15 protein-coding genes are annotated in these 19,295 nt (G+C 65.2%); 13 read left to right on the top strand and 2 right to left on the bottom strand.

Annotation, left to right across the window (positions count from 1 at the left end; translation table 11 throughout):
* Positions 1-25: 25 nt before the first annotated feature.
* From DESTE_RS02400 to DESTE_RS02385, 4 genes are all read left to right on the top strand, one after another.
* Positions 26-1,159, top strand: a complete 1,134-nt coding sequence (locus tag DESTE_RS02400) for a biotin--[acetyl-CoA-carboxylase] ligase (protein WP_245590702.1) — start codon at positions 26-28, stop codon at positions 1,157-1,159.
* 85 nt (positions 1,160-1,244) lie between these two features.
* Complete coding sequence (locus DESTE_RS02395) at positions 1,245-4,949, top strand: pyruvate carboxylase (protein ID WP_035064608.1); 3,705 nt, start codon at positions 1,245-1,247, stop codon at positions 4,947-4,949.
* 265 nt (positions 4,950-5,214) lie between these two features.
* Positions 5,215-8,793 (top strand): PEP/pyruvate-binding domain-containing protein, encoded by a 3,579-nt coding sequence (locus tag DESTE_RS02390; RefSeq protein ID WP_035064605.1) that lies wholly within the window; start codon positions 5,215-5,217, stop codon positions 8,791-8,793.
* A 251-nt stretch (positions 8,794-9,044) separates the two neighbouring features.
* Positions 9,045-9,422 carry a DUF488 domain-containing protein gene (locus DESTE_RS02385; protein WP_035064603.1) on the top strand — a complete coding sequence of 126 codons (378 nt, stop codon included), beginning with the start codon at positions 9,045-9,047 and terminating at the stop codon, positions 9,420-9,422.
* A gap of 280 nt (positions 9,423-9,702) precedes the next feature.
* Here the strand turns inward: DESTE_RS02385 and DESTE_RS02380 are convergent, their stop codons facing one another.
* Both DESTE_RS02380 and DESTE_RS02375 read right to left on the bottom strand, forming a co-directional pair.
* Positions 9,703-11,013, bottom strand: coding sequence for a M23 family metallopeptidase (locus DESTE_RS02380; RefSeq protein ID WP_035064600.1), 1,311 nt, complete (start codon positions 11,011-11,013; stop codon positions 9,703-9,705).
* 75 nt (positions 11,014-11,088) lie between these two features.
* Positions 11,089-11,517, bottom strand: a complete 429-nt coding sequence (locus DESTE_RS02375; RefSeq protein WP_035064597.1) for a CBS domain-containing protein — start codon at positions 11,515-11,517, stop codon at positions 11,089-11,091.
* 471 nt (positions 11,518-11,988) lie between these two features.
* Here DESTE_RS02375 and DESTE_RS02370 point away from each other — a divergent pair, with 471 nt between their 5' ends.
* The 9 genes from DESTE_RS02370 (at position 11,989) to fbp (ending at position 19,208) form a co-directional block, all read left to right on the top strand.
* Positions 11,989-12,636 (top strand): protein-L-isoaspartate(D-aspartate) O-methyltransferase, encoded by a 648-nt coding sequence (locus DESTE_RS02370; RefSeq protein WP_035064594.1) that lies wholly within the window; start codon positions 11,989-11,991, stop codon positions 12,634-12,636.
* Between the two features lie 150 nt (positions 12,637-12,786).
* Positions 12,787-13,374 carry a YqaA family protein gene (locus tag DESTE_RS02365; protein ID WP_035064593.1) on the top strand — a complete coding sequence of 196 codons (588 nt, stop codon included), beginning with the start codon at positions 12,787-12,789 and terminating at the stop codon, positions 13,372-13,374.
* 174 nt (positions 13,375-13,548) lie between these two features.
* Positions 13,549-14,445 carry an Mrp/NBP35 family ATP-binding protein gene (locus DESTE_RS02360; protein WP_035064589.1) on the top strand — a complete coding sequence of 299 codons (897 nt, stop codon included), beginning with the start codon at positions 13,549-13,551 and terminating at the stop codon, positions 14,443-14,445.
* Between the two features lie 331 nt (positions 14,446-14,776).
* The gene (gene pgsA, locus DESTE_RS02355; RefSeq protein ID WP_035064585.1) at positions 14,777-15,334 is read left to right on the top strand and encodes a CDP-diacylglycerol--glycerol-3-phosphate 3-phosphatidyltransferase; all 558 of its coding nucleotides are present in this window, start codon (positions 14,777-14,779) and stop codon (positions 15,332-15,334) included.
* Between the two features lie 36 nt (positions 15,335-15,370).
* Positions 15,371-15,643 carry a hypothetical protein gene (locus DESTE_RS02350; protein ID WP_012611558.1) on the top strand — a complete coding sequence of 91 codons (273 nt, stop codon included), beginning with the start codon at positions 15,371-15,373 and terminating at the stop codon, positions 15,641-15,643.
* Between the two features lie 5 nt (positions 15,644-15,648).
* Complete coding sequence (locus DESTE_RS02345) at positions 15,649-15,978, top strand: FtsB family cell division protein (protein WP_035064580.1); 330 nt, start codon at positions 15,649-15,651, stop codon at positions 15,976-15,978.
* On the top strand, positions 15,962-16,936 hold the full coding sequence (locus DESTE_RS02340; RefSeq protein WP_035064577.1) for a tetratricopeptide repeat protein: 975 nt from the start codon (positions 15,962-15,964) through the stop codon (positions 16,934-16,936). The genes DESTE_RS02345 and DESTE_RS02340 overlap by 17 nt, the downstream gene beginning before the upstream one ends.
* A gap of 141 nt (positions 16,937-17,077) precedes the next feature.
* Positions 17,078-18,043 carry a PDC sensor domain-containing protein gene (locus DESTE_RS02335; protein ID WP_035064574.1) on the top strand — a complete coding sequence of 322 codons (966 nt, stop codon included), beginning with the start codon at positions 17,078-17,080 and terminating at the stop codon, positions 18,041-18,043.
* A 151-nt stretch (positions 18,044-18,194) separates the two neighbouring features.
* A complete protein-coding gene (gene fbp, locus DESTE_RS02330) occupies positions 18,195-19,208 on the top strand; it encodes a class 1 fructose-bisphosphatase (RefSeq protein ID WP_035064571.1) in 1,014 nt (337 codons plus the stop codon).
* The last annotated feature ends 87 nt before the right edge of the window (positions 19,209-19,295 follow it).

The raw sequence follows: 19,295 nt of genomic DNA, 5'->3' as shown, positions 1-19,295 counted from the left end.
ATTCCTGCACATGCCCCGAAATTTCATGTCCAGAGGTTCCATGTCCCGCAACAGCTTTCAGCCAGACCGCACCGACGACGCCTTGCCGCCTGCCGCCAGCCAGGCGGGGCAGGGCTCCCTTGTTGTGCATCTGTTGCACGAAGGATTGCCGCTGCCGTCTGCCGGGTCTTCGCCCGGCGCGGCATCTGGTCAGTCGTATTCCGGCCAGCCTGCAAACGATGCCCCCCGATGGCTGGCCGACCCGCTGCCGCCCGAAGCGCTGCGCAGCCTGCCCGGCTGGGGCGATGATCTTACCGCGCTTCCGGAATTTACTCCCGTAACCGTGGGCAGTGTGGCCATGCTGGCGGCGCGGCCCGGCGGGTCTGCGGCAACGGAATCATCCGCAGCCTCGTCGTCTTCCGCTCCTTGCGCGTCTTACATAACCGGCACAGTCCCTCCGCCGGTAATCGTGTGCGGGCCGTGCACCTCCAGCCTGGACGTGGCCCATGCCCTTGCCGCCGCCGGAGCCCTGCCGGAATGGGGGACCGTGCTGGCCGTTTCGCAGCGGGCCGGGCGGGGGCAGTTGCGCCGCCCGTGGGAATCGCCGCCCGGCAACATCTACGCGGCCTTGCGGCTGCCTGCCGCCGGTGTGTTCAGCACCGATGCGGCGGCCATCGCCCTCGGCTGCCTGTTCGCGGAAGCTTTCAACGCATTGGGCGTGCCCGTGCAGCTCAAGTGGCCCAACGACCTGTTGCTGGGCGATGCCAAGGTGGGCGGCATGCTGATAGAAGAGAAACGCGGAGTGGTGCTGGCGGGCATCGGCATCAACGTGGTGTCGGCACCGCCGCCCCAGGCGCTAAGGCAAGGCTGGGCAGTGCCCGCCGCAAGTCTTGCCGACCGTGGCATTTCCGCCACGCCGTTGACGCTGTGGCGCCATCTTGTGGAAGATTCACGTTTCTGCTATGAAGCGCAAGTTCTACGCGCCGGTGGGGCCGATTTCGTATCGTGCGCGGAAAAGCATCTTGCCTGGGTAGGCCGTGGGGTTGTGGTTCACGGTGGCGAAGTGGGTGACTGTCCGGGCAGGATTCTTGGACTCGAACCGCAGGGGGGCCTGCGGATTGTCATTTCGGGCAGGGAACACATACTCCGCTCCGGCAGCATCACGCCCATACCTTCGTGATCCGTATTCCATGCGCCCCGCGCATGCGCGCACGTCAATTCCGGTCGCCCGTTGCGGGCCGGACAGCCAGGATACCGAGGATTAGATGGGCATCAAGACCTTCGAGCAGGTGTTGGAAGAGGTGAGGGGCAAGGCGATTCTGGTGGCCAACCGGGGTATCCCGGCCCGCCGGATCTGCCGTTCCATCCGTGAACGCTTCGATGCCGTGGCCGTCATGACCGCCACCGACATCGACAAGACCTCTCCGGCCGCCTCCGCAGCGCAGGAACTGCTGCTGCTGGGTTCCGACCCCAGAGCGTATCTGGACATCGACCACATCATCGCGCTGGCCAAACAGCGCGGCATCGTCGCCATCCATCCCGGATGGGGCTTCGCCTCCGAAGACGAACGCTTCCCCGCCAAATGCAAGGCCGCCGGTCTGACCTTCATCGGGTCCACCGCAGAGGCCATGAACCTGCTCGGCAACAAGGTGCAGGTTCGCAAGCTGGCGAAGAAGCTGGATATCCCCGTTGTTCCCGGTTCCGAGGGGGCCGTGGACATTCCCACCGCGCGCACCATCATCGACGAGATCGGCCTGCCTGTCATGCTGAAGGCGGAAGGCGGGGGCGGCGGCCGGGGCATCTTTGCCATTCATCGCGCGGAAGAACTTTCCGACGCCTTCATGAAGGCGTCCACCATGGCGCAGGCCTCGTTCGGCAATCCGCGCCTGTACGTGGAAAAGTACCTTCCTGCGGTGCGCCACATCGAAATCCAGGTCATCGCCGACATGTACGGCAACGTGTTCGCCTTTGACGAACGCGACTGTACCGTGCAGCGCAACCACCAGAAGCTCATCGAGATCACGCCGTCGCCGTGGCCGGGCATCACGCCCGAACTGCGCGAACGGCTGAAGGAATACTCGCGCATGCTGGTGCGCGAGGTGGGCTACCATTCGCTGTGCACCGTGGAATTCCTGGTTACCGCCGACGGCACGCCGTACCTGATCGAGGTGAACACCCGCCTTCAGGTGGAGCACGGCATCACCGAATGCCGCTACGGCATCGACCTTGTGGAAGAGCAGATCGCCGTGGCCTTTGGCGCCAAGCTGCGCTTCACCCAGGAGAACACCGCGCCGCAGCACGTGGCCATGCAGGTGCGCATCAACTGCGAAGACCCGCAGAACCATTTCGCCCCCAATTCGGGCCTGGTCAGCCGCTACGTGTCGCCCGGCGGCCCCGGCGTGCGCCTGGACTCGAACATGTGCGCGGGCTACGAGTTTCCGTCCAACTACGACTCGGCGGGTTCCCTGCTCATCGCCTACGGGCAGGGCTGGGAAAAGGTGCTCGGCATCATGGAGCGCTGCCTTGGCGAGTACGTCATCGGCGGCATCAAGACCACCATCCCGTTCTACAAGCAGGTGCTGAAGCACCCCAAGTTCCGCGCTGGCGACCTGGACACCAACTTCATCGCCAACACGCCGGAACTGATGTGCTACTCCGACCTCGCCCCCGAGGCGGAGCGCCTTGCCCGGCTGGTGGCCGAGGTTTCGGCCAAGGGCTACAACCCCTACGTGCAGCTGGGTGAATACCGCACCCGCGAAACCCCGCGCATGCCCCGCTTCGAGCCGGTGCTGCCGCACATTCCCGGCGCCGTGCGCCGCGCCGCCTCGCCGTATCCCACCGGCGACCGCACCGCGCTGCTGGACTACCTGCGCGACGCGGGCCACGTGCACTTCACCGACACCACCCCCCGTGACATGACCCAGTCGAACAGCGGCAACCGCTTCCGCCTGGCGGAAGACGCGCTGATCGGACCGTATCTGGACAACTGCGGGTTCTTCTCCATCGAGAACGGCGGCGGCGCCCACTTCCACGTGGCGCTCATGGCCAACATGACCTACCCCTTCTCGGAAGCGAAGGAATGGAACCGCTTTGCGCCCAAGACGCTGAAGCAGATCCTCATCCGCTCCACCAACGTGCTGGGGTACAAGCCGCAGCCCAAGAACCTCATGCGCATGACCGGCGAGATGGTGTGCGATACCCACCACATCATCCGCTGCTTCGACTTCCTGAACCACATCGAGAACATGCGGCCCTTCGCCGAAGTTGCTCTGAACCGCACCGACGTGGTCTTCGAGCCCGCGCTGTCGCTGTCGTGGGCCAAGGGCTTCGACGTGGATCACTACCTCGGCGTTACCGAGGAAGTGCTGCGCATGGTGGGCAGCGTGGCCGGTGTCGGCCCCGACCAGGCCGCGAAGATGATCATCCTGGGCCTCAAGGACATGGCAGGCATGTGCCCGCCCCGGTTCATGACCGCTCTGGTCTCTGCCCTGCGCAAGCGCTGGCCCTCGCTGGTGCTGCACTACCATCGCCACTACACCGACGGCCTGTTCGTGCCCTCCGTGGGGGCCGCCGCCAAGGCCGGCACGCACATCGTGGACGTTGCCCTGGGCGCTTCGGTCCGTTCGTACGGGCAGGGCGACGTGCTGGCCACTGCCGCCTACATCGAGGACGAGCTGGGCCTGAAGACCAACCTGAACAAGAACATGATCCGCGACTGCAACTTCGTGCTCAAGCAGATCATGCCGTACTACGACCGCTACTGCGCGCCGTACTTCCAGGGCATCGACCACGACGTGGTCGAGCACGCCATGCCCGGCGGGGCCACCTCGTCGTCGCAGGAAGGGGCCATGAAGCAGGGGTACATCCACCTCTTGCCGTACATGCTCAAATACCTGGCGGGCACCCGCAAGATCGTGCGTTACCACGACGTGACGCCCGGCTCGCAGGTAACCTGGAACACCGCCTTCCTTGCCGTGACCAACGCCTACAAGCGCGGCGGCGAAGAAGAAGTGCGCTACCTGCTGGAAGTGCTGGACCACGTGGCCCGGCACAACGAGGCAGACCTGACGGCGGAAATGCGCAAGGCGCGCCTGTCCATCTACCAGGACTGCAACGACGCCTTCCGCAACCTGCTGCTGGGCCGCTTCGGCAAGCTGCCCCTCGGCTTTCCGGCGGACTGGGTGTACGAAAGCGCCTTCGGCAACGAATGGAAGAAGGCCATCGCCTCGCGCACCGAGGCATCGCCCCTTGATTCGCTGACCGACGTGGACATGGCTGCGGAAGAACGCGGCTACATCGAGATCATGCGCCGCAAGCCCACGGAAGAAGAGTTCGTCCTGTACTTGAACCACCCCGGCGACGCCATCAAGACCATCCAGTTGCGGGCCCGCTTCGGCAACCCCAACAACCTGCCGCTGGACGTCTGGTTCGAGGGCGTGGCCCCCGGCGAGGATCTGAACTTCGTCGATTCCAACGGCAAGCCGCACCATCTCTCGTTGCTCAGCATCTCGCGCCCCAACGAGGCGGGCATGAGCGTGGTGCGCTACGTGCTCGATTCCGAGTTCATGAGCTGCGAGGTGCAGGTGGCCAAGGCTGCCATCGCCGACGGCAAGGGCTCGGAAAAGGCCGATCCGTCCAATCCCTTGCACGTGGCCGCGCCCAGCAACGGCGACCTGTGGGTGATGTACGTGCACCCCGGCGACGTGGTGAAGCAGGGCGAGGAGCTGTTCAACATCTCCATCATGAAGCAGGAAAAGGCGGTGCTGGCCCCGGTTTCCGGCATGGTCAAGCGCGTGCTGAAGACCGCCGACTACCGCGAAAGCAAGCAGATGATGCCCGTCCGCGAAGGCGAACTGATCGTGGAGCTTGGGCCCATCCCGCGCACCTGCCCCAACGTGGCGTGTTCGCGGCCCATCACCATGGAAGGCATCGACTTCTGCCCCTACTGCGGCGAAGCCTTGAATCCATAAGCAGACATTCCGCGCGCGGCCCCGGCACCCCCGGGCCGCGCGCGGGCTATCCTTCGGCTGTACCAGGCACCGCCCGGCCCGGCCTGTACGGGCCGCGGGCGACGATGCGAGAACCCCCCATAAGGAGACCGGCACCCCATGCCAGCCCCCTGCATGATACCCACCGGTTGATCACCCCACGCCCCGTGCGCGTGGGACAAGACCGTCGTTTTCGGGTATCGGACCTTCAGGCAAGCGTTTCTATCCCCCACAGGAGGATTCACGAATGGGCAAAACTCCGGTTGAAAAGCCTGCGGCCAAGGCCGCCAAGGCTGGCGCCGAGATTTCCGAACTCACCAAGAAGCTGGTGCTGACTGGCGCCGACATCGTGCGCATCGGCGACGATGCCGAGTTGCTGGTCGGCGGCAAGAACTACAACACCGCCATCATCAGCCAGGTGGAAGGAATCCGCGCACCCGAGTTCCGCGCCATATCGTCGCAGGCGTTCCACATCCTGCTCGACGAAACCAGGGTCAACGCATCGCTCGTCCGCGCCACCGTGGACAAGGAATACAACCGCATCGACTGGAACGATCCGGAGATCAACAAGGATTCGGAGTTCCTGCAAAAGTTCGTCCGTAACCTGGCCAAGGAAATCCGCGCCCAGGCTTCCGCCAAGCCGGATGAAACCCAGATCAAGCTGCGCACCTTTGTCAACAACGTGGTGGAAGGCTTCGCCACCTCGCCGGAAGGCATCGACCAGTTGCGCAAGCGCTCGGTGCTGGTGCAGGCGGGCATCCTGTGCGTGGAGCTGCCCAAGGCCGTGGACGACTGCGTGCGCGAGGCCTATCGCTCCATCTGCAAGGAAGCGGGCGCCGAAGACGTGCCCGTGGCCGTGCGTTCCTCCGCCGCCGGCGAAGACTCGCGCAAGAAGGCCTTTGCCGGGTTGCAGGACACCTACCTGAACATCGTGGGCGAAAGCCGCGCCTCCGCCGCCTACCACTGGGACTGCGCATCGGCCTACAACCTGCGTTCCATGACCTACCGCCGCGAGGCGATCCTGGACGCGCAGGCCCGTGCCGAAGCCACCGGCGACGAATCCATCGCCATCAAGGCCAAGCAGGAATGGGCCATCGAGAACACCTCGCTCTCGGTGTGCATCATGCGCATGATCAACCCGGTCATTTCGGGCACCGCCTTCAGCGCGGATACCGCCACCGGCTGCCGTGGCACCGCCCGCAAGGACCTGGTGGGCATGGACGCCAGCTACGGCCTGGGCGAGGCCGTGGTGGGCGGCATGGTCACCCCCGACAAGTTCTACGTCTTCCAGCGTGACGACGGGCCCGAGGTGGTCATCCGCCAGATGGGCTGCAAGGACAAGAAGATCGTCTACGACGAGAAGGGCGGCACCAAGAAGGTTTCCGTGCCCGAGATCGAGGCGTATCGCTGGTCGCTTTCGCTGGCCCAGGCCGAACAGGTGGCCAAGGGCGTGCGCGCCATCAGCCGCGCCTACGGCGACATGATCATGGACACCGAATTCTGCATCGACTCGGCCGACAGGCTGTGGTTCGTGCAGGCCCGCCCCGAAACCCGCTGGAACGAAGAGCTGGAAAAACACCCGCACACCATCTTCATGCGCCGCCGCGAGGTGCACCCGAAGGCGGCCAGCCAGGCCGAGGTGCTGCTGGAAGGCAACGGCGCGTCGCGCGGGGCCGGGCAGGGCAGGGTGAAGTTCCTGCGGTCCGCCCTGGAACTGAACAAGATCAACAAGGGCGACATCCTCGCCGCCGACCGCACCGACCCCGACATGGTGCCCGGCATGCGCGTGGCTGCCGCCATCCTTGCCGACGTGGGCGGCGACACCAGCCACGCAGCCATCACCTCGCGCGAACTGGGCATCCCCGCCGTCATCGGCATTCAGCGCCTGGAAATCCTGCGCGCCCTGGACGGCCAGGAAGTGACCGTGGACGGCACCCGGGGCCGGGTGTACCGGGGCATGCTGCCCCTGCGCGAAGTGGGCGGCGAGATGGACCTGTCGAAGCTCCCCCCCACCAAGACCAAGGTAGGCCTGATCCTGGCCGACGTGGGCCAGGCCATGTTCCTCTCGCGCCTGCGCGAGGTGGAAGACTTCGAGGTGGGCCTGCTGCGCGCGGAATTCATGCTGGGCAACATCGGCGTGCATCCGCAGGCGCTGGAAGCCTTCGACAGCGGTGAACTGGACCACGCCGTGCACGCCAAGCTGCGCGAACTGGATTCCCGCCTGTCCAAGATCCTGCGAGAGCAACTGTCCGCCGGGCTCATCGCCATCGACATGAAGCTGCGCGAGTACGTGGGCCACATCACCGGCCTGTCGGCTGAAATCGAGGCCCTGGCCTCGCGCGAGAACCTGCGCGGCACCGAACAGGTGCTGGTCATGCACCGCAAGATGCGCGAACTGGACCACAAGTTGGACGAGCATGTGGAACTGGCCACCCGCCGCATCGACATCCTGAAGACGTCCATCGACCTTGAAGACCACGTGCGCGTGATCATGGGCTACGACGACCAACTGGCGCTGCTGAACGGCATCGACCCGGACACGGTGAAGCGCCGTGCCGAGATAGAAGCCAACGTGCGCGCCCAGGTGGAACGCGTCGAGGACATCCCCGCCGTGCAGGACGCGCTGGCCAAGATCGCCCGCCTGCGCCACGAGGTGGGGCTGCGCAGCGGCCTGCAGAAGGAAATGGACGACATGCGCGCCGTGCCGGACAAGATTCGCGCCCTGATCCGTTCGCGCGGCTTCCGCACCGGCAAGGAGCACTACGTCCAGACCCTGTCGCAGGGCCTGGCCCTGTTCGCCATGGCCTTCTACGGCAAGGACATCGTCTACCGCACCACCGACTTCAAGTCGAACGAGTACCGCAACCTGCTGGGCGGCAACCTGTTCGAGCAGATGGAAGACAACCCCATGCTGGGCTTCCGCGGGGTGTCGCGCAACCTGCACGACTGGGAAATCGAGGCCTTCAAGCTGGCGCGCGGCGTGTACGGCGGGTGCAACCTGCAGCTCATGCTGCCCTTCGTGCGCACCCTGGAAGAAGCGCGCTCCATGCGCCGCTATCTGGAACAGGTGCACAAGCTGAAGAGCGGCGTCGACGGGCTGAAGATGATCCAGATGTCGGAAATCCCGTCCAACGCCGTGCTGGCCAAGCAGTTCATCGAGGAGTTCGACGGGTTCTCCATCGGCTCCAACGACATGACCCAGATGGTGCTGGCCACCGACCGCGACAACGCGCGCCTCGGCCACATCTACGACGAGGAAGATCCCGCCGTGGTCTGGGCCATCCTGGTGACCATCTTCACCGGCCAGAAGTGCGCCCGCAAGGTGGGCTTCTGCGGCCAGGGCGTGTCCAACAGCAAGATCCTGCGCGGCCTGGTGGCCATCGCGGGCATCGTGTCCGCCTCGGTGGTGCCCGACACCTACTACCAGACCAAGCTGGACATGGCCGAGGTGGAGGCCGAAAACATCCCCACCTCGGAACTGGGCAGTTGGCTGCGCAACCAGCACCTGGCCAACCTGCGCGCGCTGCTGGAGGAAAAGGGCTACGGCCACATCCTCAAGAAGTACACCCAGGCCGAAGACCTGATGGACTGGTACGAAGGCGAGCTGCGCCGCCTGCACGAACTGCTGCGCGAAAGCCTGGAAACCCCCAAGGAAAAGTTCTACCGCTCCGAGCTGGAACAGTTCCGGGCCACCTTCCACAAGCCGGTCATCTACGCCACCTGGGACTGGGCGGGCACCGTGTCCGACGCCCTGCACCAGGCCGGGTTCGCCAGCTTCGAGGAACAGGCCAAGGCCCTGGAGGCCCAGCGCGCCAAGAAGTGGTAGTGTAGACGGTATACGCGCCACGCGCGTGCCTGATTCACGTTGCAGAATGTACGGACGGGCGGTCTTCGGGCCGCCCGTCTTCCGTTTGCGCGGCGGACAGATGGCACGGGGAGGGGCGGGAAGAGGCGGAGTGTCTGGGAATATCCGCCGGGCTCCGGACGCATGCCGCTGCCCGGACTTGCCACGGGCAGGCTCGTGTCGCATGTGATGGGTGAATGCGTGTTCAGGGAGCGTCAGGCAAGGAGGCAACCATGGCGGAACTGCGCGTGCGGCGCGTGTACGAGACGGCGCCGTCGGTTGATGCCACTGACGACGGAGTGCGCGTGCTGGTGGACCGGCTGTGGCCGCGCGGCCTTGCGCGCGACAAGGCCCGCATCGACCACTGGCTGCGCGGCGTGGCTCCGTCCGACGATCTGCGCCGCTGGTTCGGGCACGATCCCGGCCGATGGCGGGAATTCCTGACCCGCTACCATGCGGAACTGCGCGCATCCGCCCATCCCGAGCTTGCTTTGCTGCGAGACATGGCGGCGGGGCCGGGCCGCGTCACGTTGCTCTACGCGGCGCGGGACGAGGCACGCAACAACGCGGTGGCCCTTAAGGCATTCCTGTTGCAACCGGGGGGCGCGTAGGACGGGGGGCATGCCGGTACTTCCCCGACCCTTGCCCGGGGCTGTTTCCCTGCGGCTGAATGAGGGTGCCCGCGGTCAGTTCGTGTGCGGGTTTGTTCTTAAAGTGACAGGTGAAGGATACTGATTCCCGCCATGGGACGCGGAAGCGATCTTTCTCGAAATCTTCCCGCAACACTCTGAAGGATAAAGAAAAACGGGGAGCCCATGGGCTCCCCGTTTTTTGTTCAAAAGGCGTTCGCATTCCCTTCCTGCCTGGCCTCGTGGCCGGGCAGGGCAGGCGCTACTTCAGACGTCCCGTCACGTTGTCTTCGATCCAGTGCGGGTCCAGCCATTCCAGCGGCTGTACCTGCACCCCGCCGATGGTCACCCCGAAGTGCAGGTGGTCGCCGCCCGCCATGCCGGTGGTGCCGGTCTTGCCGATGACGTCGCCCTTTTTCACCTGCTGGCCCACGTTGGCCGAAATCTCGCTGAGGTGCGAGTACAGGGTTTGCAGGCCAAGGCCGTGGTCGATGACCACGAGGTTGCCGTAAATGCCGAGATGCCCGGCAAAGACCACCCGCCCGCTGTTGGAAGCGGGCACCTCGGCCATGGCCAGCGAGGCGAAGTCCAGGCCGAGGTGGGTCTGGTTGTCCACCTTCTGTCCGTTGTGCAGGTAGCTGCGGTTGTCGGCAAACCCGGCCCGGGTGGCCGAATTGGGCAGTTGCAGGAACGCCCCGTGCCAGAGCATGGCCGGCGCGGTATCCTTGCCGATTTCCAGCAGCTTCTGTTCGTTGGACGCGCGCAGATCGTTGTTCACCTTCAGGAAACGTTCCAGCGGGCTCAGGTCGCCGGGCACGTCCTGCTCGAATTCGGGCATCTTGCTGGCCAGGAAACTTTCGGAAATGTTGATGTTGTCATGCCGGAACACCCGGTCCAGCGGGCGAATGACCAGGCGGCTGGCCATGGCGTTGCCGGAAAGGTCCACGGCGGTGATTTCCGGGGCGTACTGGGCCACGGTGAGAAAGTGCGGAAAGGCGAAGAAGCAGATGTAGTCGCCGCTTGGCTGCTTGAACCCCGGAAAATACAGGTCGCCCACCTTCACGCCGGTGCGTTCCACATCTTCGTTGACCGAATAGAGGATGGAACCGGTGCCGCCGCGCCGCACGTAGGGGGGCATGCTCTTTACCGAAACGCGCGGGGGCTGGGTGTCCAGACGCAGGGGGTAGACCCTGGTGGTGGTGTTGCCCTTGCCGAACCCGGCCAGCGAGGTGTCGGCCGTGCGCACTTCAAGGTCGAAGGCGCCGTCCTTCAGGCCTGCATCCTTCAGGTTGAAGGCCACGCGCTGTTCGCGACGGCCATCGGTGAAGGCGCTGTCCAGCACGACCAGCGAGTGCGAATTCTTTTTCACCGTGACGGTGACGGACCGGATGCCCGACTTCTTGTCGCGCAGGATCAGGTTCAGATCCTGATGCGGCGAGGCACGCCCCGTGTCCGGGGTAAGGATGACTTCCGGCCCTTCCATGTCCTGAAAGAGCATGAAGCCGCCGATGCCGAGCAGCCCCAGCAGGGCCGCGAAGACGATCACGATGGAAAGATTCTTTGCTGCAGTCATGTCTCCTGATCCTTTCAAGTGAAAAGCCGCCCTGAAAGCCGGGCGGCTCGTGTCCAAACCGTTTGGGCGGCCTGCCTAGGGGTGTTCGACGGCATCCAGCAGGCTGATGGTCAGCTTCAGGAAGTCCGCCTCGGTCACGATGCCCACCAGCCTGTCGCCCTCGGTCACGGGCAGGCACCCGTACTTGTGGTGCAACAGCAGTTCGGCGGCATCGCGCAGCAGGGTGTCGGGGTGCACGCGCACCACGTCGGTACGCATGATCTCGCCCACGGGAATACCTGCGTCGATCTCGTTCTGCACCGCCTCGTCCACGCCGGCGAAGCGCGAGATGGTGGCGGACAGGATGTCGCGGTGGGTCAGCAACCCCTGAAAGTCGCCCTTGGCATCCACGATGGGAATGTGCCGGATGCGGGCCAGCTGCATCAGCGAGCGGGCCGCCCGGAGCGAATCGGTCTTCTTCAGGGTGAAGAGCCCGGTGGACATGAGATCGCCGACGTAGAGCATGGTTTCCCCCGCAAGCGCGTTTCCGCAAGTGTCGCATACTCCGCGCATAAGTCAAGCAAGCCGGGGCGACACGGGCGGTATCCGCGCTACGCAGGGCTGGCGAAACGGGCGGGGCAATGGGCGCCGGAAGGGGCTATGCGAAGGCTCGTGAACCCGGCGTTGCGGCCCCCATGATTGACGCCGGGGGCAAAATCTGTTTTCCAAACCATGCCGGGGCCGTATGGACGAGGCGACTCGCAACGCCCGTCCTGCCTGTCCCGCCGGTTCTGCCGGTTTTGCCGGTTCTGCCCGTTCGCATGCCGTTCCGCAGTTTGCCCGCACATCGGCCTCCCCGTGGTGGCCCTTGCCGCACGCCGCCCCCCAGCCCCTTGGGTGCGTGGCCTGACGCGGTGTGTGCAGTCGTGCGCGGCCTGCCACGGCAACGCGACGCTCCCCCCCCTCGCGGGGCACCCATTCCAGAGAGGACCGCGCATGCTCGACATGAAGCGCAACCGTGAGCGCATGGTGAAACAGCAGATCGAGACGCGCGGCATCACCGACCCGGCCGTCCTTGCGGCCATGCGTTCCGTGCCGCGCCATCTGTTCGTGCAGGAAGCCCTGCGCGCCCAGGCCTACGAGGACCACCCCCTGCCCATCGGGCACGGACAGACCATTTCGCAACCGTTCATCGTGGCGCTCATGTCACAGATCATCGAGCCGCAACCGGGCCTGCGGGTGCTGGAAATCGGCACCGGATCCGGCTACCAGGCCGCCGTGCTGGCGGAAATGGGCATGGACGTGTACACGGTGGAACGCATCCGCGAACTGCACGCCGCCGCGCGCGACCTGTTGCGCACGCTGAAGTACCGCAAGGTGCGGCTGAAGCTGGACGACGGCACTCTGGGCTGGCCCGAGGCCGCCCCCTACGACCGCATCCTGGTCACGGCGGGCGGGCCGGAAGTGCCGCTGCCGCTCATCGAGCAGCTGGCCGACCCGGGCATCCTGGTCATTCCCGTGGGGTCCAGCAAGCGCATGCAGGAACTGGTGGTGGTGCGCAAGCAAGGTGGCCGCGTGGTGCGCGAAAGCAAGGGCGGCGTGGCCTTCGTGGACCTGGTGGGCACCCACGGCTGGCGCGGCTGACCGTCGTGCCGGGCGTGCCGGGCGGGGCAGGCGGGGCAGGCGGGGCAGGGGAGGAAGCATTCCGTCCCTGCGCAACCTGATTCTCGTCCACCCGACCGTGCAGCGTCCGGGCCCGCGCCGTTTCCAACACCCTTGAGGACAACCGACGCCATGCGCCTTTTCTCCCGCCTTCTCGACCGGCTGTGGGCCGCCGCCGCATCACGCGGCGCCGTGCGCATGCTGGTGCTGGTCTCGTTCACCGAATCGGTCTTCTTTCCCCTGCCGCCGGATCTGCTGCTGATTCCCATGGCCCTGGCCGCGCGTGAACGCGCGTTGCGCCTGGCCGCCATCTGCCTTGCGGCTTCCGTGGCGGGCGGCATCGTGGGCTATTTCGTGGGCATGTTCTTCATGGACGTGGTCGGCATGCCCATCGTGCGCTTTTACGGCCTGCAGGAGCAGTATCACGCCGTGAAGGCGTGGTACGATACCTACAGCGCCTGGGCCGTGGCCGTGGCCGGGCTCACCCCGGTGCCGTACAAGCTGTGCACGCTCACCGCCGGGGCCTTCCGCATAGATTTTCCCACCTTCCTGCTGGCCTCGGTGGTCAGCAGGGGGCTGCGCTTTTTCGTCATCGCCGGGCTCATCTATCTGTTCGGTGAACGGGTGCGCCACTTTCTGGAACGCCGGTTCGACCTCGTGCTGCTGGGCACGCTGGTGCTCGGCGTGCTGGGCTTCGTGGCGATCAAGTTCCTGAACTGACGCCGCACCGGCATCCCGTGCGGGGTTCGTCTGCCCCGGCGCTGTCGTGCTGGTCCTTTTGCTTGACGGGGCGGCGCGATTCATTACCTTACCGGGGCGGGCAAGCCCCGCCGCATCGCAATTTCATGGCCCGCCGCGCCACCGGCCAGGCGGCCACAGACAAGGAGCATCCATATGTCCTCGTGCAGCACCTGCCCCTCGGCCAGGAACAAGGCCGAAACGGGCAAGCCCAGCGCCGGCATGGCCATTCAGGACGAGATCATCTCCTCCACGCTGGGGCGGATCAGATACAAGCTCTTCATCATGAGCGGCAAGGGCGGGGTGGGCAAAAGCTCCGTCACCGTGAACACGGCGGCGGCCCTGGCCGCGCGGGGCTACAAGGTGGGCATCCTGGACGTGGACATCCACGGTCCCAGCGTGCCCAACCTGCTGGGCCTGCGTGCGGGCATAGAGGCCGACGAACGTGGCGGCCTGCTGAACCCTGCGAAATACAACGACAACCTGTTCGTCATTTCCATGGATTCACTGCTCAAGGACCGCGACACGGCGGTGCTGTGGCGCGGCCCCAAGAAGACGGCGGCCATCCGTCAGTTCGTGTCCGACGTGAACTGGGGCGACCTGGACTTTCTGCTCATCGATTCCCCCCCCGGCACCGGCGACGAGCACATGACCGTGCTGAAGACCATCCCCGATGCCCTGTGCGTGGTGGTGACCACCCCGCAGGAAATCTCGCTGGCCGACGTGCGCAAGGCCATCAACTTCCTGCAATACGCCCAGGCCAACGTGCTGGGTGTGGTCGAGAACATGAGCGGCCTGTACTGTCCGCATTGCGGCGGAGAAATTTCGCTGTTCAAGAAGGGCGGGGGGCGCGAACTGGCCGAAAAGTGCGGCCTGCCTTTCCTTGGCGCCGTACCGCTGGATCCGGCCACCGTGGTGGCTGCCGACCGGGGCGTGCCCGTGGTGATGCTGGAAGAGGATTCGCGCGCCAAGCAGGGCTTTCTGGAGCTGGCCGACAACATCGCGGCCGCGTCCGAGAACAGCCTGGAAGCCGTGGCCAGCACCCACGCCTGATGGCTGCCCCATGCCCGTCCCATACCCGTCCCATACCCGTCCCATGACCGCCTGCCGTCAGCCTGACATGACGTCCGCCTGATATATGCGACCGGGTCGGTGCGTGCGAAGTCGCGCGTACCGGCCCGATGCCGCCCCCGCAAGAACAGCCCGCACGCCAGCCGGGCGTCTGCCAGGGCATGGCGGGCAACGGCGGTCCACGGCGGGACATGACGTAACAGGATGACCAGGGCGGCTCCTTTCGCGGCGGGGTCGCCATCCTCCCTTTGCCAGCGCGACGAAGTGTGCTAGGAACACCCACATGACGCAGCAACCAAGCCCCTTTCAGCGGATGTTCAACCTTGCCAACCGCATAACGCTGGCGCGCATCTTCATCGTGCCCGCCATCGTCGCGCTGCTGATGTTCCCGGGCCGCATCACCTGCCTGGCAGCCGTGGTGCTGTTCGCGCTGGCCTCGGCCACCGACGTCATCGACGGGCACATCGCGCGGCGCTCGAACATGGTGACCAGCTTCGGCAAGTTCCTGGACCCGCTGGCCGACAAGATCCTCATCGGCTCGGTGATGATCATGTTGGTGGAACTGGGCTGGATTGCCGGGTGGATCGCCATCGTCATCATCGCGCGCGAACTGATGGTCACCGGCCTGCGCGCCGTGGCCGCCGATGAAGGGCTGGTCATTGCAGCGGACAAGTTCGGCAAGATGAAGACCGTCATGCAGATGTTGGCGCTGGTGCCGCTGATGCTGCACTACCAGTGGTTCGGGCTGGACCCCAACCCGGCAGGGCAGTTTATGCTTTACATCGCGTTGTTTCTCACGGTATTTTCAGGCTTCAACTACCTGTATACATTTTACGGAAACTGGCTCAAGGATGGCGCCGGACGGGCCTAGCCCGCACAGGCGGGGCGCATGGCCGGAGACGCATTCATGCAGGATCACGAGGGACTGCACAGCAGGTTGAAGAACTGCCTGCAGACCATCCTTGAGCTTGAGCCCGATCTGGAGCGGCTGGAGCTTGGGGGCGAACTGATGCAGGAGTTCACCGTGCTCAAGTCGTTCATGGAACGGCTTGACGCCGTGCTGCTGGACGAGGACGATGTGCGCCGCATAGAGCGAGCCACCGCGAATTTTCTGGAAGAACTGAAAGGGCCGGTTTCCGCCATGCGCCGTCGCGGCGAACAGCGTCGGCTGTTGCAGTGACAGAGATGTTCTGGCGTCGCCTGCTCATCGGCCTTTCCCTGGCCCTCAACGTTGTTCTGCTGTATCGCCTTGTCTGGAGCGACCAGGGCATGGTGGCGTACAAGATGCTGAAGCAGCAGTGCACCGCCATGGAGGCCCGGCTGAAGGATCTCGACACCCGCAACCTGGCCCTCAGCCGCGAAATACGGCTCTTGCAGGCGGACGGAAAATATGTCGAAAAGATGATCCGCAAGCGGTTGAACTTCGTGAAGGACAACGAAATCCTCTACATCTTCCCCGAGACGCAGGCGGAAGCGGCCACACCGGGAGCCGGATCTGATGAAGGCAAAAATTGAGTGGTATCAAGAGGTACTTGAACTCGAACCGAGTTCTAAGGTCTTTTTTCCGCTCGCCCGCCTGCTGGCTGAAAACGGCCAACCCGATGACGCCATAGCCACCCTGCGTCAGGGGCTTGACCGCCATCCCGAATTCATCGAAGCCCGCCTTTTCCTCATAGAACTCCTGCATTCCAGTCACAGGGACGACCTGCGCGACGGCGAAGTGGGCAAGCTGGCCCGCCTGCTGGGCGCGTATCCCGGCTTCTGGGATGCCTGGAGCGCCTGCCTGGCCGCCGGGGACAAGGGCCGCGACACCGCGCTGGCCCTGGCCTTTCTGGCGGCCTCGTTCCGTTCCGGCACCCAGGGCGCTCTTTCGTGGACATCCGTCATCGAGCACGGGCTGCGCGCCATGCTGGGCGGCAACGGCACGGATCCCGCGCCCGCCACGCATCCGGCGGCGACCCCCGTCGGGCCTTCCGCCATAGTCGAATCCGGCATGCCTGGCATGCATGACGCAACCGCCGTTCCGCACGAAACCCTCGGACACGCACCGCTTTCGCGTGCGGCTGCCCACGCCGATGGCGATGAAGAAGAACGTGCAGCCGGTGCACCAGACGCGCCATCTGCGCCAACTGATGTTGACGCGACCACTTCCGATGCACTGGACGCCCAAGACGAGGAAGAAGAACATTTTTCGCTGCGCACCCGCTCCATGGCGCAGGTGCTTGCCGAGCAGGGCGACCTGCGCGGCGCCCTTGACATCTACGAGGAACTGATGGCCGCCTCGGGCAGCGACGAAGAGCGCGCCGACATCGCCAGCGTGATCCAGGAACTCACCAACCGCCTCAAGTCCGCGGGGGAGGGAAGCCAGCGGCAGCAGGCGACCGACGAGGGGCAGCCCCTTCAGGGCAAGCACAAGCTCATCCACATGCTCGAATCGCTGGCCGAACGCCTGGAGGCGCGCGCCCAGGGATAGCGGGCCCGAAATTCGTATCGAACCCACGCGCGGGGATACCGCGCGGCAGCCGTGCGCGTCCTTCGTGACGAAGGGGGACGGGGAAAGCCCCGCGCCAGTCGGCCTGCCGCAGATCGCAACGATCCATTCAGGAGAAAGAGAGTGCAGCGAGTCAACAAGGCCGCCTGTCTGCTGCTCGCGCTGGGCGTGCTGCTGGCGACGGGGTGCAAGCACGAGGCCAAGGAGTACTGGAAGGACACCCGCCGGTACTACCGCGAATATCTGAATACCCCCGCCAAGCTCGACCTTGAGGACAAGGGCGAGGTGGCGCCCGCCGAAGCCCGCCTGGCCGAAGGCTTTGCCGGAATCGACATCCAACTGCGCGCGCTTGAACGCGCCTTGGAAAACAGCGACCGCAAGCCCGACACCGCGTGGGCCAAGCAGATGTTCCAGCGCTTTCCGTGGATCAGCGGCCTGGCCGCCGTGGACCACGATGGCAACGTCATGGCCCAGCAGCCCGAAGCGTCCATGAAGCCGCTGGATTTCACCCCGTTGCTGAAGGAAGACGCCAAGCAGAACATGCGCGCCCTGCGCAGCTACGTGCAGGATACCCCCATGGGGCCCGAAGTGTATGTGGGCGTGCCCGTGTACTCCGGCACCGACTTCCGGGGGCTGGTCATCGCCCATTTCGACATCCGCGCGCTGTTGCCGTATTCGTCGCGCCCGGCGGACCTGATGATCGCCGCGCCCGGCCAGGTCATGTGGCCGGGCCGCTTCGACGCGCAGGCCACTCCCATCGCTTCCACCGACTGGGGCGCCGTGCTCACCAAGGACGTCTACGGCACCGTTGCCAACACCAACGGCGAGTTCTACTGGGTGTCGCGCTACCTCGGCAACCTGCCGCTGGTGTTTGCCGTGCCCGAGGCTGGCAGCTTTCCCGAAAAGCCGGAACAGCTCGGTATCCTCAAGCAGGCCGCCGCGCTGGGTTCGGCCAGCAACCCCAACGAGCCCGTGACGGAAATCCAGCCCGCCTACCCCGAACTTGACGAATCCGAGGGCAGCATCCTGACCAAGCCCGCGCCGCAGGCGTCGGACGATCAGAAGGTCAAGGAAGAAGCCATCCGATAAGGTTCGCGTCGCGCCGGGGCGTGCCCGTTTCCGCCATCTGGCGGGCGGTGCGCCCCGGCGCGCGCCGTTTCTGGCCTTTCCCCCATCCGCCGGGCCGTGCCCGGTACTTCCACACCGCGCCGCACCGGCGCGGTTCCGCCAGGAGCACTCCATGCCAGAGGTCACCGTTACCGAGCATCTGCTGCTGCACCAGAAGCGTTCGCCCGCAGCCACCGGCCAGTTCACCACCCTGTTGAACGACCTCATCCTGTCCGCCAAGATCATCGCCCGCAGCGTGAACAAGGCGGGGTTGCTGGACGTTCTGGGCGGCACCGGCGAGGTCAACGTGCAGGGCGAGAACGTGCAGAAGCTGGACGAATTCGCCAACCGTGTGCTCATCTACCGCATGGAACGCTCCGGCGCGCTGTGCGCCATGGGCTCGGAAGAAAACGCCGACGTCATCCGCGTGTCCGAAAAGCTCGTCCGGGGCGACTACATCCTCATCTTCGACCCGCTGGACGGCTCGTCCAACATCGACGTGAACATCAACGTCGGCACCATCTTTTCCATCCTGCGCCGCAAGTCGCCTTCGGGCGACGACGCCACCATGGAAGACGTGCTGCAGGCAGGCGCCGAGCAGGTGGCCGCGGGCTACATCCTGTACGGCCCCTCCACCATGCTGGTGTATTCCACCGGCCAGGGCGTGCATGGCTTCACCCTGGACCCCACCGTGGGCGAATTCCTGCTTTCGCACCCCGACATCCGCATCCCCGAGCGGGGCAAGATATACTCCGTCAACGAATCCTACTGGCACTACTGGGATGACGCCACCCGCGAGGCCGTCGGCTACTTCAAGGGCACCGACAACGAACGCGGCAAGCCCTATTCCCTGCGCTACGTGGGCTCGCTGGTGGCGGATTTTCACCGCACCCTGCTGTACGGCGGCATCTTCATGTACCCCATGGACCAGCGCGACCCGCAAAAGCCGCAGGGCAAGCTGCGTCTGCAGTGCGAAGCCTCGCCCCTGGCCTTTCTGGCCGAGCAGGCAGGCGGCCTTGCCACCGACGGCACGGGCCGCATCCTGGACATCACGCCCCAGGTGCTGCACGAACGCGTGCCCCTGTTCATCGGCTCGCGCCGCGACGTGCAGGCCGTGACCGACATCTACACCCGTCGCGCAGGGTAGGGCGGGTCGGCGTTCTGAAAAAGACGATAATCGGGGAGGGGAAGGAAACTTTTGCGGCAGCCGTTAGGTGAGCGAAGCAAACCTTAC

This window comes from Nitratidesulfovibrio termitidis HI1, assembly GCF_000504305.1.
Lineage (GTDB): Bacteria > Desulfobacterota > Desulfovibrionia > Desulfovibrionales > Desulfovibrionaceae > Cupidesulfovibrio > Cupidesulfovibrio termitidis.
The sequence above is the reverse complement of the archived record's forward strand: the minus strand, read 5'-3'. Positions and strand labels throughout refer to the sequence as shown.

Coding starts and splice junctions, on each gene's coding strand:
- DESTE_RS02400 (WP_245590702.1), top strand. CDS start 26: ATGTCCAGAGGTTCCATGTCCCGCAACAGCTTTCAGCCAGACCGCACC.
- DESTE_RS02395 (WP_035064608.1), top strand. CDS start 1,245: ATGGGCATCAAGACCTTCGAGCAGGTGTTGGAAGAGGTGAGGGGCAAG.
- DESTE_RS02390 (WP_035064605.1), top strand. CDS start 5,215: ATGGGCAAAACTCCGGTTGAAAAGCCTGCGGCCAAGGCCGCCAAGGCT.
- DESTE_RS02385 (WP_035064603.1), top strand. CDS start 9,045: ATGGCGGAACTGCGCGTGCGGCGCGTGTACGAGACGGCGCCGTCGGTT.
- DESTE_RS02380 (WP_035064600.1), bottom strand. CDS start 11,013: ATGACTGCAGCAAAGAATCTTTCCATCGTGATCGTCTTCGCGGCCCTG.
- DESTE_RS02375 (WP_035064597.1), bottom strand. CDS start 11,517: ATGCTCTACGTCGGCGATCTCATGTCCACCGGGCTCTTCACCCTGAAG.
- DESTE_RS02370 (WP_035064594.1), top strand. CDS start 11,989: ATGCTCGACATGAAGCGCAACCGTGAGCGCATGGTGAAACAGCAGATC.
- DESTE_RS02365 (WP_035064593.1), top strand. CDS start 12,787: ATGCGCCTTTTCTCCCGCCTTCTCGACCGGCTGTGGGCCGCCGCCGCA.
- DESTE_RS02360 (WP_035064589.1), top strand. CDS start 13,549: ATGTCCTCGTGCAGCACCTGCCCCTCGGCCAGGAACAAGGCCGAAACG.
- pgsA (WP_035064585.1), top strand. CDS start 14,777: ATGTTCAACCTTGCCAACCGCATAACGCTGGCGCGCATCTTCATCGTG.
- DESTE_RS02350 (WP_012611558.1), top strand. CDS start 15,371: ATGCAGGATCACGAGGGACTGCACAGCAGGTTGAAGAACTGCCTGCAG.
- DESTE_RS02345 (WP_035064580.1), top strand. CDS start 15,649: ATGTTCTGGCGTCGCCTGCTCATCGGCCTTTCCCTGGCCCTCAACGTT.
- DESTE_RS02340 (WP_035064577.1), top strand. CDS start 15,962: ATGAAGGCAAAAATTGAGTGGTATCAAGAGGTACTTGAACTCGAACCG.
- fbp (WP_035064571.1), top strand. CDS start 18,195: ATGCCAGAGGTCACCGTTACCGAGCATCTGCTGCTGCACCAGAAGCGT.